This window comes from Kitasatospora sp. NPDC057692, from assembly GCF_042799475.1.
Lineage (GTDB): Bacteria > Actinomycetota > Actinomycetes > Streptomycetales > Streptomycetaceae > Kitasatospora.
Window position 1 is genome coordinate 1 of record NZ_JBHVIV010000001.1, and the last position, 15,107, is coordinate 15,107.

Here is a 15,107-nt window from a genome sequence, read left to right on the forward strand (position 1 = left end):
GGCGAAGCTGAGAACTTAAGCGCCAGTAAACGGCGGTGGTAACTATAACCATCCTAAGGTAGCGAAATTCCTTGTCGGGTAAGTTCCGACCTGCACGAATGGCGTAACGACTTCTCGACTGTCTCAACCATAGGCCCGGTGAAATTGCATTACGAGTAAAGATGCTCGTTTCGCGCAGCAGGACGGAAAGACCCCGGGACCTTTACTATAGCTTGATATTGGTGTTCGGTTCGGCTTGTGTAGGATAGGTGGGAGACTTTGAAGCCGTGACGCCAGTCATGGTGGAGTCGTCGTTGAAATACCACTCTGGTCGTGCTGGATGTCTAACCTGGGTCCGTGATCCGGATCAGGGACAGTGTCTGGTGGGTAGTTTAACTGGGGCGGTTGCCTCCTAAAGGGTAACGGAGGCGCCCAAAGGTTCCCTCAGCCTGGTTGGCAATCAGGTGTTGAGTGTAAGTGCACAAGGGAGCTTGACTGTGAGACTGACGGGTCGAGCAGGTACGAAAGTAGGGACTAGTGATCCGGCGGTGGCTTGTGGAAGCGCCGTCGCTCAACGGATAAAAGGTACCCCGGGGATAACAGGCTGATCTTCCCCAAGAGTCCATATCGACGGGATGGTTTGGCACCTCGATGTCGGCTCGTCGCATCCTGGGGCTGGAGTAGGTCCCAAGGGTTGGGCTGTTCGCCCATTAAAGCGGTACGCGAGCTGGGTTTAGAACGTCGTGAGACAGTTCGGTCCCTATCCGCTGTGCGCGTAGGAGTGTTGAGAAGGGCTGTCCCTAGTACGAGAGGACCGGGACGGACGAACCTCTGGTGTGCCAGTTGTTCTGCCAAGGGCATGGCTGGTTGGCTACGTTCGGGAGGGATAACCGCTGAAAGCATCTAAGCGGGAAGCCTGCTTCGAGATGAGCACTCCCACCTCCTTGAGAGGGTAAGGCTCCCAGTAGACGACTGGGTTGATAGGCCGGATATGGAAGCCCTGTGAGGGGTGGAGTTGACCGGTACTAATAGGCCGAGGGCTTGTCCTCAGTTGCTCGCGTCCACTGTGTTGTTCTGAAACAACGACCCCCATGACATGGCCTGTCGTGGGTGCGGTTGACAGTTTCATAGTGTTTCGGTGGTCATAGCGTGAGGGAAACGCCCGGTTACATTCCGAACCCGGAAGCTAAGCCTCACAGCGCCGATGGTACTGCAGGGGGGACCCTGTGGGAGAGTAGGACGCCGCCGAACAATCATTCACAAACAGGCCCCCATCCCTTCGGATGGGGGCCTGTTTGCGTTGCCCAACCTTGCTTCGTAAGACACGCAGGGGGGGATCATATGTGATTCTTGTCATGCGGGAGAGGGCAGAACCGTTTCGGTGAGCGGGGTGGGGCCCAGTTAGCATGTGAACACCCTCCTAGCTCGAAAGATGGACTTGTGACTGTCAACGACGACGTGTTCACGGACTGGAAGAACCGCGAGGAGATCGCGGAGTCGATGATCCCGATCATCGGCCGACTGCACCGGGAGCGGGACGTCACCGTCCTGCTGTACAGCCGTTCCCTGGTGAACAAGTCGGTGGTCAGCATCCTGAAGACCCACCGGTTCGCCCGCCAGATCGCCGGCGAGGAGCTCTCGGTCACCGAGACGCTGCCCTTCCTGCAGGCGCTGACCACCCTGGATCTCGGCCCTTCCCAGATCGACCTCGGCATGCTTGCCGCCACCTACCGCGCCGACAGCCGCGGCCTCTCGGTGGAGCAGTTCACCGCCGAGGCCGTCGCCGGTGCCACGGGTGCCAACAAGATCGAGCGCCGCGAGTCGCCGCGTGACGTCGTCCTCTACGGCTTCGGCCGCATCGGCCGCCTGGTCGCCCGTCTGCTGATCGAGAAGGCCGGCTCCGGCAACGGCCTGCGCCTGCGCGCCATCGTCGTCCGCGGCGGCGGCGACCAGGACATCGTGAAGCGCGCCTCCCTGCTGCGTCGCGACTCCATCCACGGGCAGTTCCAGGGCACGATCACGGTCGACGAGGCGAACAGCACGATCATCGCCAACGGCACCGAGATCAAGGTGATCTACGCCAACGACCCGTCCGAGGTCGACTACACGGTGTACGGGATCCGGGACGCCATCCTGATCGACAACACCGGCAAGTGGCGGGACCGCGAGGGCCTCTCGAAGCACCTCCGCCCCGGCATCGAGAAGGTCGTCCTGACGGCCCCGGGCAAGGGCGACGTGCCCAACATCGTGCACGGCGTCAACCACGACACCATCAAGCCGGACGAGCAGGTCATCTCCTGTGCCTCCTGCACCACCAACGCGATCGTCCCGCCGCTGAAGGCGATGGAGGACGAGTACGGCGTGCTCCGCGGCCACGTGGAGACCGTCCACTCGTTCACCAACGACCAGAACCTGCTGGATAACTACCACAAGGCCGACCGCCGCGGCCGCTCGGCACCGCTGAACATGGTGATCACCGAGACCGGTGCCGCCTCGGCCGTCGCCAAGGCGCTGCCGGACCTCAAGGCGAAGATCACCGGCAGCTCGATCCGGGTGCCCGTGCCGGACGTCTCGATCGCCATCCTGAACCTCCAGCTGGCCCGCGAGACCACCCGCGAGGAGGTCCTCGACTACCTCCGCAACGTGTCGCTGACCTCGTCGCTGAAGCGCCAGATCGACTTCACCACCGCCCCCGACGCGGTGTCGAACGACTTCATCGGCTCGCGCCACGCGTCCATCGTCGACGCCGGCGCCACCAAGGTCGAGGGCGACAACGCCATCCTCTACCTGTGGTACGACAACGAGTTCGGCTACTCCTGCCAGGTCATCCGGGTCGTCCAGCACGTCTCGGGCGTCGAGTACCCGACGTACCCCGTCCCGGCGGTCTGATCCGCGGAACGCGCAACGCCTGTGGGGCGGCAACCGGATTCCGGTTGCCGCCCCACAGGCGTTTTCGCGTCCGCCCGGCGGGAGGTTGTTGGAGGAACGTTCACGTCCGCGTGACCTGCTGCTTCGCGGTAGTGGGGGAGGTGGCGCGGAGGTGGCGTCCAGGGCCTGGATACGTGGATTAGTGGTCTATACCAATGCGGTACTGTGGCCCGTGGAGCTGTCAGAAACACGGCTGTGGGGGCCATATGACTGTTCAACAGGTATCTCCTGTTTCCTCTTTGTCTTCTTCCTCTTCCGATTCTCTTGCGCATCTGCCGCAACCGCCCGACGACCAGGAGTTGTACTGGTACTTCGGGCCGCAGCGGAGATGGGTGCTCGTCGCCAGTTCGGCGGCGTTCGTGTTCACGGCCGGGACGATGCTGACCTTCGCGCTGCGGACGCCGGCGCTCTGGGTGTTCCTCGCCGTTCTCGGGCTCAATGTCGTCGCGCTGGCGCTGTCGTCCGTCAACAGCCTGCGCCAGCGGCGGCTCACCCGGCAGTCTCACGAGGTGCTGGTGCACGCGTGGGCGCCGGAGGAACTGCCGACCGTCGACCTGTACCTGCCGACCTGCGGGGAGCCGCTGGACATCCTGGAGAACGCCTACCGGGCGGTCGCCAGAGTGGACTGGCCCGGCGCGCTGACGGTCTGGGTGCTCGACGACGCGGACCGGTCCGAGGTCGCCGAGCTGGCGGCCGCGCACGGGTACCGGTACGTGGTGCGGCCCGACCGGGGGCACCTCAAGAAGGCCGGCAACCTCAATCACGCGCTCACACTGAGCAGTGCCGAGCTGATCGCGATCCTCGACGCCGACTTCGCGCCCCGGCCGGACTTCCTGCGCCACCTGGTGCCGTACTTCGCGGACCCGCGGATCGGCATCGTGCAGAGCCCGCAGTGCTTCGACACCGACGAGTCGATGAGCTGGATCGAGCGCGCCGCGGGTGCCGCGCAGGAGTGGTTCTTCCGCTGGATCCAGCCCTCCCGCGACGCCAGTGACGCCGCCATCTGCTGCGGCAGCAACGCCGTCTACCGGCGCGTCGCGATCGACGCGGCCGGCGGCTTCGCCCGGCTCGACCACAGCGAGGACCTCTTCACCGGCCTCGGCCTGTACGCCAAGGGCTACCGCACGCTGTACGTCCCGGTGCTGGTCGCCAAGGGCACCTCGCCGGACAACCTCGCCTCGTACGTCAACCAGCAGTACCGCTGGGCGATGGGCAACCTGCACCTGCTCGGCTCGCCCGAGCTCAAGCGGATCGGCGCGCCCTGGCGGATGCGGCTCTGCTTCTACGAGGGCATCGTCGGCTACCTGGCCGCCGCCGTGAACGTCTTCGTCGCGCCGCTGCCGCCGCTGGTGATGATGTTCTTCTACCCGGACCAGATCCGGCCCTGGCACGTCCTGCCGATGCTCGCGCCGCTCTGGCTCTGGCACGTGCTGCTGCCGCGGGTCAGCCGGACCCGCTGGCGGATCGAGGTGATCCGCTCCAACGTGCTGATGAGCGTCGCCGCCGGTGTCGCGTTCTGGCACACGCTGCGCGGACGCAGCGCCGCCTGGGTGCCGACCGGTGCGGCAGGTTCCGCGGGTCCCGCCGGTTCCGCCGGCGGGGGCGCTCCCGCCGCGCGCGGCAAGGCGCGGTCCGGCGGGATGGCCCGCAAGGTGGTGCTGCTCTCGCTGGCCTGGCTCGGCGCCTCGCTCGCGGTCGGCGCCCTCGGCCTCGGCCTGGCCGTCGCCGAGTACGGCTGGGGTCCCAACTGGGGCCTCGCGCTCTACCTCGCGGTGCAGGCCCAGATCGGCCTGCCGCTGATCCGCGACCTCCTCGGCGAGGTCCGCGGCAATCGCGGCGAGGGCGCCGCCGCCGGGCCGAAGGCGCCCCGGCCCGGCATGCTGCCCCGCCGCTGGCCCGAGGGGCTGGCCGCCACCGCCACGCTCGTGCTCACCGCTCTGCTCGCGTCCGGCTGGGCCCGCCCGATGCTGCCCTGGCTGGGTTGAAAGGTCGTCGCCATCCATGTCGTCGTCACCGACACCGTCACCGATACCGTCGCCGGTACCGCCTCCCTCCCCGGTCACTGACCCGGTCGCCGACCGGGCCGCCGACCGGGCCGTTCCGGAGCTGCGGCCGGACGCCTTCACCATCCCCGTCCAACGGACGGCCGCCGGTCCGTCCCGCTCGACCGGCCTGTTCGGCCGCGCCGCCTCCCGGGGTTCCGATGCCCCGGGCGCGGCGCCCCGCCGGGCAGGCTTCCGCCCCGACATCGAGGGCCTGCGCGCGGTCGCCGTGCTCGCGGTCCTCGCGTTCCACGCCGCCGTCCCCGGCCTGGCCGGCGGCTTCGTCGGCGTGGACGTCTTCCTCGTCATCTCCGGCTACCTGATCACCGGCCTGCTGCTGCGCGAGGCCACCACGACCGGCCGGATCCGGCTGGGCGAGTTCTTCTCCCGCCGGGCCCGCCGGCTGCTGCCCTCGGCGGCGGTCGTGCTCGGCGCGGTGGCGCTGTTCGGCGCCTGGCTGACCGTGCCGCTGCGGCGCGCCGACCTGGAGTACGACGTGCTCGCGGCGGCGTTCTCGGTCGGCAACTGGCGCTTCGTCGCCCAGCAGACCGACTACCTGGCGGCCGGGCGGGACGAGAGCCCGCTGCTGCACTTCTGGTCACTGGCCGTCGAGGAGCAGTTCTACCTGTTCTGGGGCCCGTTGCTGGCGCTCACCGCCTACCTGGTGCTGCGGGTGGTGCGGCGCGGCCGGTCGGACGGACGCGGGCGGGCGGTGCGTCCGGTCGCGGCCGTGCTCGCCGCCGTGCTGACCGTCGGCTCCTTCGCGCTCTCGCTGCGCTGGACGCACGACTCCGTCTCGCTCGCCTACCTCGGGACGCCGTCCCGGGTCTGGCAGTTCGGGGTCGGCGCGCTGCTCGCCCTGCTGCCCTGGCACCTGCTGAGCGGACCGCGCGTGCTGCGCGTGCTGGTCGGCTGGGGCGGGGCGGCGGCGATCATCGGGTGCGTCCTGGCGTACGACAACACGACCCCGTACCCGGGGTGGGCGGCGCTCGTCCCCACCCTCGGCACGGCCGCCGTCATCCTGGCCGGCACGCCCGGTCGGGACAGGGCCCCCGGTCGGGCCGGTACCTCCGGCTCCGACGGCCCTGGCGGCCTCGGGGTGGACCGGGTGCTCGGCCTGCGCGTGCCGCGGGCGATCGGCCGGCTCTCGTACAACCTGTACCTGTGGCACTGGCCGGTGCTCGTTCTCGTCGGCGCGCGGTTCGGCCCGCTGAGCTGGCCGGTGAAGGTGGCGCTCACCGCTGCCGCCGCACTGCCCGCCGCCGCCGTGATGCGGTGGGTCGAGCGGCCACTGCGGCACAGCCGCACCGTCTCCGAACTCCCGCGCCGGGGCCTGTCGTTGGGCCTCGCCTCGGTGGTCATCCCGGTGGTGCTGGCGCTGGTGGTCGGCTCCGGCACACTGCGGCTGCTCGGGCCGGCGGCCCCGGTCGACCTGCGGGGCCTGCCGCCCGGCGCGGCGGACGGCACCTCGCTGCTGGTGCGCACCGCGGCGGCGGCGAACGGTCCGGCGGTGGTGCCGGACGCCGTCCAGGCCCGCAAGGACTTCCCGCCGGACGGCGAGTGCGAGGTCGCCCCGACCGCCACCACCAGTCCCGACTGCCGCTTCGGCGTCGTCGGCAGCCCGGACCGGATCGTGCTGCTCGGCGACTCGCACGCCGGCCAGTGGTTCTCGGCGCTGCTCGCGATCGCCGCGGAACGGCGCTGGGAACTGGAGGAGCTGGTCAAGCAGGGCTGCCCGCTCCCGGAACTCACGGTGGTGAACCCGCAGTTGGGCCGAACCTACCGCGAGTGCGACACCTGGCGGGCGAACGCGCTGACCCGGCTGAAGGAGGGACCCAAGCCCCGGCTGATCGTCGTCTCCGCCCTGAACCGGTACACCGACGACCGTGAACTGCTGCTCCAGGGCTGGGAGAAGACCCTCACCCCGCTCCGCGAGCTCGGCGTCCCGATCGTCTATGTGCGCGACACCCCGATCCCCGGGACGGACGTGCCGGCCTGCGTGTCGGGCCACACCGACGACCCGGCGGCCTGCGAGTTCCCGCGCGACAAGGCGCTGTGGGCGGACCCGCTCGCCGAGGAGGTCGCGGCCGGGCGGCTGCCGGGTGTGCGCGCGGTGTCGGTGAACGACGTCATCTGCCCCGGCAGCGGCCGCAGTTGCCCGGCGGTGCTGGAGCGCATCCTGCTCTACCGCGACGACGCGCACCTCACCAACGTCGCCACCGTCGTCCTGACGCCGCGCCTGGAGCGGTTGTTGACGGACTCCGGAGCCCTGCCGCCGAAGGCCGCGCCCGGTGCGCCCGCCGTATCCGGTGCGCCCGCCGTGCCCGGCGGTCCGGCCGCGCCCGGCGGCTCCGCCACGGCACCGCCGGTCACGGCGGACGGCTGGACGCAGCTGCTGCGCGACGACTTCGACGGCCCGGCCGGCAGCCGCCCGTCCGAGGTCAACTGGCAGTACGACCTGGGCACCTGCTACCCGGGCTGCCCGGCCCCGCAGTGGGGGACGGGCGAGGTCGAGACGATGACCGACTCGACCGCGAACGTCCGGCTCGACGGCCGGGGCGCGCTGGAGATCGTGCCCACCCGGGACGCGAACGGGCAGTGGTCGTCCGGGCGGATCGAGTCCCGCCGCGCCGACTTCGCCCCGCCGCCCGGCGGCGTGCTGCGGATCGAGGCCGGGATCGCCCTGCCCGACGTCACCGGCTCGGCCGCCTCCGGCTACTGGCCCGCCTTCTGGACCCTCGGCGGCGAGCTGCGCAACGGCTACACCGGCTGGCCGGCGATCGGCGAGCTGGACGTGATGGAGCAGGTCAACGGCCGGGACGCGGTGTTCGGCACGATGCACTGCGGCGTCCTGGACGGCGGCCCCTGCCAGGAGCCCCGGGGCCTGACCTCCGGCGACCAGCCCTGCGGCGCCGAGTGCCGCACCGGCGTCCACCGCTACGCGGTCGAGGTCGACCTGAGGCCGGGCGCCGAGGAGGTCCGCTGGTACCTCGACGGGCGGGAGCACCACCGGGTGCGGGCCGCGCAGATGGACCGCGCGACCTGGGACCGGGCCGTCAACCACGGCCTGTTCCTGATCCTCAACGTCGCCGTCGGCGGCAACCTGCCGACCGCCTTCGGCGGCGCCGTCACCCAGGCCACCGAACCCGGCCACCCGATGCGGGTCGACTACGTCTCCGTCGCCACGAAGCCGTAGCCGCCGACCCGTCGGCAAACACCGGCCCCGGGCCGGGGAGCTCTCCTCGCTCCCCGGCCCGGGGCCGTCCGTCGTCACCGGCCGCCGCCCGCCCCGCAGGTCGCGGTGTCGACCAGGGCCTGGAAGGTGGTGCCGGTGGCCTCGGTCCGGTGGTACGGGTTCACCGACACGACGACCTGGCGTCGCCCGGCCGCGTCGCCCGTCACCAGTGTGCCGTACCCGGGGATGCCGCCGGTGAGGCCCCAGAACTCGCCGCACGCGGTGGGGTAGCGGCTCAGCCCGAGGCCGTAGGTGGCGCCGTGACCGGTGTCGACCTGCTGCTTCATGGCGGCGAGTTCCGCCGGACGAAGCAGCCGGCCGCCGAGCAGCGCGGCGTTGAAGCGGGCCAGGTCCCGGGTGGACGAGATGCCCGCGCCGGCCGGGCCGAACGCCGACGGGTTCAGGAGGGTGACGTCCGCCGGGCCGCCGGGCCGCTCGACGTAGCCGTGCGCGTGCGGCCCGGGGACGTCCGTCGAGGTGAGCGGCATCGAGGTGTCGTGCAGGCCGAGCGGCCGGATGATCCGGCGCTCGATCTCTTCGTCCCAGGTGCGCCCCGTGACGCGCTCGATGATCATCCCGAGCAGGACGTAGTTGGTGTTGGAGTAGTGCCAGCCGGCGCCGGGGGCGTCGTACGGCGGGTGCGCGGTGGCGATCCGCACGAGGTCCAGCGGCCGGTAGGTCGTCCAGCGGCCGACCGCCAGCCAGCGGTCCAGGGCCTCCTCGCCCTGAGTGTCGAACCGCGGGTCGTCGGTGAAGTTGTGGATCCCGCCGGTGTGGTTCAGCAGTTGGCGCACCGTGATCGCGGCGCCGTTCGGCACGAGGCCGGGCAGGTGGCGGTCGATCGGGTCGTCCAGGCCGATCCGGCGCTCGCCGACGAGTTGGAGCACGACCGTGGCGGCGAAGGTCTTGGTGACGCTGCCGATCCGGAACCGGGCGCCGTCCGGCACCGGTGCGCCGGTCGCCAGATCGGCCACCCCGGCCGTCCCCCGCCAGGCGGTGCGGCCGTCCTGCCGGACCTCGGCGAGCACCGCGGACGAGCCGCCCTCCCCGACCACGGCCCGCAGCGCCCGTTGCAGCGCCGCCGGGTCGGCGGCTGGTGCGGCCGCCGCCGAGGCGGTGGGCGTCAGTGCCGCCAGCAGCCCCGCGCCGGCCAGGGCGACGGCGGCCGCCGAGCCGTCGTGCGGTGCGGAGTGCGGCGGGGCGGTTCGGTACGGCGGTGGTGGTCATCTCGGTCCCTCCCGGTGGCGGCCGGACGTCTTCCGGCTGCCTCCAGCCTGCTCGCCGCCGGAGGCCGGGGCCTCCGCCCGAGGTCGTGACCGTCTCCCCCCGTGGAGCCAACCGTTCCGCTCCAGGGGAGGAGCGCGGACCGGTCAGGACACCGTGTCGGCCGGGAAGGGCACGGGGCGGGCCTCGGCGAAGTCGGCCGAGCGGGCGACCTCGCGCCACCTGGTGTCCTAGTCGAGGAGCCGGCGGTCCTGGGCGATGGAGGCCTCGGCCGCGTAGGCCCCGACCGGCAGGTGCTCGGGGACGTCGCGCCGCTTGGCCACCCGCGCGAGGAACTCGGCGGCGCGCACGGCGCCGTCGGTGGGGCCGGCGCCGCCCTGCCGCAGGCAGGTGCTCATGGCGCCGACCGTCGCGGCGTACGCCTCCGGGACGTCGTGGACGGTCATCGAGGAGCCGGCCCAGTCGGTGCGGAACCCGCTCGGCTCGACCACCAGCACCTTCACGCCCCTGATCGGTGACATCGAGCATGAGGAGGTGAGTACGGTCGCCGAACTCATCGACGAGGTCGGCCAGTTGCTCCGGCTGGTGGGCGGTCGCCGCCACCCGGTCGCCGGACTGAAGGGCCGCACGGGTGAGGGCGCGGCCGAAGCCGCGGGACGTGCCGGTGATAAACCAGGTCTGTTCAGCCGCAGACCGCAGCCAGGATGGGACAGGAGACTGCGATCGCGGAGTGAGCACGACGGTGCCCCAGGAGTTTCCCCCCGGCTGGGATCGGGAACGGACTGCGCCCGTGCCCGATCCCAGCCCTTCCGACTATCCGCCACCGGAACACGGTCCTGGCTGAGGAACCGTTCGGCATCGCCCTCGGACCGTTTCGGTCGACAGACCGGATCCCGCCTACAGCACGGTCGGTGGACTGTCCGGGGATCTCCTCGTCATCTGGGGCGCGGCGAGGGTGGCGTGCGCGGACTGAACACCCACACGCCCTGGGAGAGCGTCGCGCCCAGTACTCGGCCTTGTAGCCGTAGCCAGGAGTGCCTTTCCTGAAACGGTGCAAAGTTGTCGTTGGATACGACGACTCCATCGACCTGACTTGCGATGTCCAGTACGAGGGCGTCCCCGCGGCCTTCGGTTCCTGCCGGAGGCTGAACCACGGTGCCGGAGTCGATCGCCTGGTCCACGGTGGCGCGTTCTTCGAGGACGACGTCATGGCGGAGGGTCGCGTCCACCACCACGTGGATGGCGCGTCCTGGAAAGCGCCGCCTCAGTTCGGAGACCCCCTGCTGCAAGCGGGCCATGCTCGGCCGACCGCCGGCTTGGCGGCTGGGTGCCGAGACCCATGCCAGATTGGAACCGTCCACGATCAACGGGGCCGCAGCCTCGCCCCTCGGTCGGGGAGGAGAGGGCTTCGGCCCTCCGGCGGCTGCCGCGTCGGGCTTGCGGGCGCCGGCCGGTGGGATCAGCGGTGGGTGCGTGGGCTTCGGCGGAAGGCCAGGATCGCGAGGTTTGACGGCTGTGAGGGCGTCGAGTTCGCGCGCCACCGCAGGTGGGACGCCGGTACCGCCGAAGCTGTCCACCGTCTGGTCGACAATTGGTTGCGCGCGGCCCGCCAGCCAGGCTTTTACCTGGAGCAGTCCGTCGGCATCGTAGGTGTACTGGAGCCGGAACGACCTGTTGGCGCTGGTGAAGTCGGGTGGGTATCGCAAGGTGAGGGTGTCGAGTTTGACATTGTCCATGTCGTCGAGCGGTCGATCCGGGTCGCCTTCCCATACTTCGATCTTGAGACTGGTCGCCCGTCCGTCGTGCGGCGTGTACGACTTCTCCTGGATCCGAGGCAAAGGGCTGCGACGGGGGATCACTGTGCCGAAGCTCCGGTGACCGGCCTCGTTGGTCACCCTGGTTCCCAGGGCGTGGCAGTTGACCACCTGCACTACGCCGTCCAGCCGGCCGTCCAGCGTAGCCGCGGCGATCGCAGCCCCACGCGCCACGGCTGTCAGGGGATTGCACTTGGCCGGATCCACGAGCACACAATCCAGGGCATCCGCGACGGCATCGCGTACGGCCGGGATCTGGCTGCTGCCGCCGATCATCAGAACCGCGGTGATCTCGTCCGGGTCCATCCGGAGATCGTCCAGGCACTCCTCGACGGGATCGAGAGCCCGTGTGATGAGGTCCTGGATCTCGTTCTCGAACTCGACCTGTGTGATCTCTACGAGACTGCCGCCAGGGGTGGGTATCAGGACGGAGGGCTGTTGCGAGAGCAAGATCTTCGAACGCTCGATGTCCAGGGCGAACTGACGCTCCTGGGAAGGGGTCCAGCGTGGCTGCGGTGGTGTTCGTTCCAGGACCAGACGTCGTAGCCGGGCGTCCAGCTCGATGCCGCCCAGCTTGTTGACACCTCGTGATGCCTTTTCATCGAGGAATCGCAGTCGGCTGTCATGAACCAGGATCGTGGCGTCCATGGTCCCCCCACCCCAGTCGAAGACCAGGAACTGGCCGTCGGCGGCGGAGGGGGGAAGCCCGTGCACGTAGGAGATCGCTGCGGCGGTGGGCTCGTTCAACAGTGCCTTGACTCTGATCCCCGCGAACTTTGCTGCTTCGCGAGTGCGGAACCGCGCCGCGCCGGTGGCATTGGCCGGCACGGTGACCACCGCGCTGTCTATCGTGGTGGCAGCCTCTCGCTCGGCCAGCTCGGCCATCCTGCGGAAGATGCCGGCCGCAGTCGTCGTCGCTGCGAAACGCCGGCCACCCACTGTCACGAATTCCTCGGCGCGTAGAAGGCGCTTGCTGGCTTCCACCGCTTCCTCGGAGCGAAGCTTCGCCTCCCAACCGAAGAGGGTGCCGTTGCGCAGTGAGCTGGTGCCGACCACCGAGGGGAAGAGCAGGTCGAAGCCTGGTCGGCGCCAGTCCGCATCCAAACCGTTCGCGCCCAGCTCAAGGACCTCCGCGTACTCGCCGTTCCATTGGGCCACCACTGAGTTCGTGGTGCCGAAATCGATGCCGGTGGTCGTCACTGTGCCTCGCTCCGTGTGTCCTGTTCACGCTCTTCGGAAGCGGCATCGTGTTGCTCCCGAGGCGGGGATTCCCGGCGCCGGAGCTGACCCCCGAGGACGGTTTGGCCCGTGATCTCGTCACGGTATGCGGGCCGGATGAGTTCGAGGACGGGGCCGTTGCCCTCGGTCACGACGAAGAGGTCCGGTGCCGCAGAAGGGTCGGTCACGCGTCGTAGGCCGAGCTGAGTGAGGTGGTCGTCGATGGCCTGGCGTCCGGTCCGGGAAAGCCCGGTCTCCTCCCACAGTCTTGCGTCGATCTCGCATATCCGCCCGGCCAGTTGGGCACGGGTCCGAAACTCCGCCAGGACGGCGGAGCGGACGGCCGACGCGACCGTGGCGCCGGCTCCCGCGTCACCAAGGTCCTCGCCCATCGTCGACAGGGCGTCCGGGATCGCTGCCGTCAGCCGCCTCACCACCGTTCCGGGCTCCAAGGGTTCGCTCTCGCGCATCCAGGCGGAGGTCGATGCGGGGGTTGCCGGTGACGGAACGGGGTCGGTGCGCGCCCTCCCGGGCTTCGTCCTGCCGGACGTGAAGGCCGATGGAGTCGGTGAGACCCGTGCCCGGCCGCAGTGAGGGCAGGTTGTCCGGGATCCGATCGGCTTCGGGATCCGCTTGCGCAGGACTCGGCCGCGGGACCGGCTCTGTGGTGGGAGTGGCATGAACTGTTGTCCCTGAAGGTGATGACGGGCAGAGAAACGGAACGGCGGGAGTAGGCGGATGATGGAATGTGCGGATGTGTCAACTGCGTCTGCGGACTACGCGGGGAGGAGCGGTCAGGAACTCGTCGAGCAGATCGACGGCTGCCCTGGCACGAAGGGCCTCAATGTCGCCTGAATCGAGCTGGGGTGTGCGTCGCTCAAGAGGCGGCAGTGGAGGAACCAGGAGAGTCGAGCGCTCGTCCGGATCCTGGTAAGGCCTCTCGTCGTGCGGGACCACGAAGACCCCGGCGTCGATGGCACCCACCCGCAGGACGGACTCGATCCGCACTCTGATGTCATTGAGCCGTGCACGCTCCTGAGTGTCGTGCAAGGCCTCCTTCGTGAACTCGCGGTACAGGTCCTCCCAATCGAGAGTCCCATGTGGCAGACCGAGTTCCAGGAAGGGATTGTGCGAGGGGGTGCGGTCATTCCTCTTGGTGGTCTGCCGACGCCTCACCACGATCAGATTCGATTCCAGTCGGCTGCGACCGTCGGACGACCCGGAGGGTAGATCTCCCGCAGGGGCCGGAGGAAGGATCGCCAGAGCCCGGAGCAGCGTCTGTTCCGCCTCCGCGAGCCTGTCGTTGCAGAAGGCGCGGTAGGCATCCAGATTGAGGACCTCGGCCAGGTAGTCCGGCTCGGCCTCTGCCTCGCCCATCCTCAGGAGACGGAGGGTCTGTGTTGCGGCACTCTGGTGTTGGCCGTCGTGGATCAACTGACGGGCTCGGCGCAGTGCAGCCCAGGCATGGAACGGGCTGAGCCGGGGATCAATGGCCTCCTGCGGTCGCCAGAGTGCTTCCATGAGCAGCCACAACCCGCGGTCGGCCAGCATATGGGGCGGCCAACTGCCGAGGCTGCAATAGGATCTGAGGTTGCGCAGCGATATGCGTTGGACCTCGGGCAGCATCCCTTCCAGCTCGCCCAGATGGTGGGTCTCGCCGGCTGTCAGGCTGACCAGGTGGTCGTAGAGGTCCGATCCCGGGCTGTCTGCACCGGGCTCCGGGAGTACCCAGCCGCTGACAAAGGCATGGCGTCGATCGAACGACGGCCAGGTCAGTTCCTCCGCTTGCGCCGGTCTCAACTGGGCCGGATCCGTCCGGGCCCTGAGGTAGGGGCCTTCCTCCGGGGGGCGGGCGGCCCAGGGGCGATCGGACCCGCCGAGTGCCCCGATGTCGATCAGGGTGTCCACGACCGGCAGCGGCAGCAGGGCCAGTTGGGTTTCGAGGTGCTTGCGTACGCTGGGGGTCGGCCGACCTGTGGTGATCGAGACGAACAGTTCATAGGCGGCGCCGGCGTCCCCGGAATGCGGCGCATGGACCAGCCGGCGCGCAGGCGCAGTCGAGGTGAGAATGCCGAGACGCCCGGCAGCTCCGGGAGTGAGCCACTCTATCCGGGCCTCGCGGAGCGTGCGCAGATGCCGCAGGACCTCCATCGCCGGGCGCTTCCGGAGCTCGCGTGCGACTGCCGCCGGCAAGTCTTCACCGGGCTCGCCCTCCAGCGCAGCGGTTATGGCACGGGTGCGCTCAGGGGCGGGCGGCGCAGGCTGTTCGAAAGTTGTCGAGAGCTCCTTGAGTATGCCGAGCAGAGCCTCGACGGATTCCGCACCGTTGACTCCCACGAGCCGCCACCGGCGCAGGGTGAAGCCGCTCGGCCTGCCTTCCGGAGGTTTCTTCTGCCTGCGGCGTTCTTCCTGGGCGGCGAGCCTCTTCACCTCGGCCGCGTTGGCTTCCAGTTCGGCTGACACCGGATCGACAGGACTGAACACGGGATCAGGCTACGCATGCTGACATGCCTGGATCGGTAGGTCTGCCGATCATTCATCTGATCGATATCTTCGGCGCACGGTGCCAAGTCCCAGCTGTGAGCGGATCACTGCCGGAACCGTCGGCCATCCCTATCGGCCTCACAAGTCCAGGCACCTCTGCGGGGGTTCGGCCTCCTTGAGCCG

Annotated in this window: 8 protein-coding genes and 2 rRNA genes; 5 read left to right on the top strand and 5 right to left on the bottom strand. The window is 69.5% G+C overall.

Annotated elements, in window-relative coordinates:
* The 5 genes from ACFVFS_RS00005 to ACFVFS_RS00025 all read left to right on the top strand — a co-directional run.
* Positions 1 to 1,028 (top strand): 23S ribosomal RNA (locus ACFVFS_RS00005); the annotation flags it as partial.
* An 85-nt stretch (positions 1,029 to 1,113) separates the two neighbouring features.
* Positions 1,114 to 1,230: ribosomal RNA gene (rrf, locus tag ACFVFS_RS00010) — 5S ribosomal RNA — on the top strand.
* Positions 1,231 to 1,419: 189 nt separating this feature from the next.
* Positions 1,420 to 2,868 carry a glyceraldehyde-3-phosphate dehydrogenase gene (locus ACFVFS_RS00015; protein WP_380618305.1) on the top strand — a complete coding sequence of 483 codons (1,449 nt, stop codon included), beginning with the start codon at positions 1,420 to 1,422 and terminating at the stop codon, positions 2,866 to 2,868.
* Positions 2,869 to 3,179: 311 nt separating this feature from the next.
* Complete coding sequence (locus ACFVFS_RS00020) at positions 3,180 to 4,892, top strand: glycosyltransferase family 2 protein (RefSeq protein WP_380618704.1); 1,713 nt, start codon at positions 3,180 to 3,182, stop codon at positions 4,890 to 4,892.
* A gap of 16 nt (positions 4,893 to 4,908) precedes the next feature.
* Positions 4,909 to 8,145, top strand: a complete 3,237-nt coding sequence (locus ACFVFS_RS00025) for an acyltransferase family protein (protein WP_380618307.1) — start codon at positions 4,909 to 4,911, stop codon at positions 8,143 to 8,145.
* Between the two features lie 74 nt (positions 8,146 to 8,219).
* Here ACFVFS_RS00025 and ACFVFS_RS00030 read toward each other — a convergent pair whose 3' ends face one another.
* From ACFVFS_RS00030 to ACFVFS_RS00050, 5 genes are all read right to left on the bottom strand, one after another.
* Positions 8,220 to 9,338: a serine hydrolase domain-containing protein gene (locus ACFVFS_RS00030; RefSeq protein WP_380618706.1), complete on the bottom strand. Its 1,119-nt coding sequence runs from the start codon at positions 9,336 to 9,338 to the stop codon at positions 8,220 to 8,222.
* Between the two features lie 300 nt (positions 9,339 to 9,638).
* Entirely contained in the window at positions 9,639 to 9,929 is a 291-nt protein-coding gene (locus tag ACFVFS_RS00035; RefSeq protein ID WP_380618309.1) for a hypothetical protein, read from the bottom strand.
* Between the two features lie 414 nt (positions 9,930 to 10,343).
* A complete protein-coding gene (locus ACFVFS_RS00040; protein WP_380618311.1) occupies positions 10,344 to 12,422 on the bottom strand; it encodes an Hsp70 family protein in 2,079 nt (692 codons plus the stop codon).
* The gene (locus ACFVFS_RS00045) at positions 12,419 to 12,910 is read right to left on the bottom strand and encodes a hypothetical protein (RefSeq protein WP_380618313.1); all 492 of its coding nucleotides are present in this window, start codon (positions 12,908 to 12,910) and stop codon (positions 12,419 to 12,421) included. The genes ACFVFS_RS00040 and ACFVFS_RS00045 overlap by 4 nt, the downstream gene beginning before the upstream one ends.
* A 289-nt stretch (positions 12,911 to 13,199) precedes the next feature.
* Complete coding sequence (locus ACFVFS_RS00050) at positions 13,200 to 14,924, bottom strand: hypothetical protein (protein ID WP_380618315.1); 1,725 nt, start codon at positions 14,922 to 14,924, stop codon at positions 13,200 to 13,202.
* Between the last annotated feature and the right edge of the window lie 183 nt (positions 14,925 to 15,107).

Bases quoted from the DNA above. Each gene is read 5' to 3' on its own strand.
- ACFVFS_RS00035 (WP_380618309.1), bottom strand. From the start codon at position 9,929: ATGTCACCGATCAGGGGCGTGAAGGTGCTGGTGGTCGAGCCGAGCGGG.
- ACFVFS_RS00025 (WP_380618307.1), top strand. From the start codon at position 4,909: ATGTCGTCGTCACCGACACCGTCACCGATACCGTCGCCGGTACCGCCT.
- ACFVFS_RS00045 (WP_380618313.1), bottom strand. From the start codon at position 12,910: ATGCGCGAGAGCGAACCCTTGGAGCCCGGAACGGTGGTGAGGCGGCTG.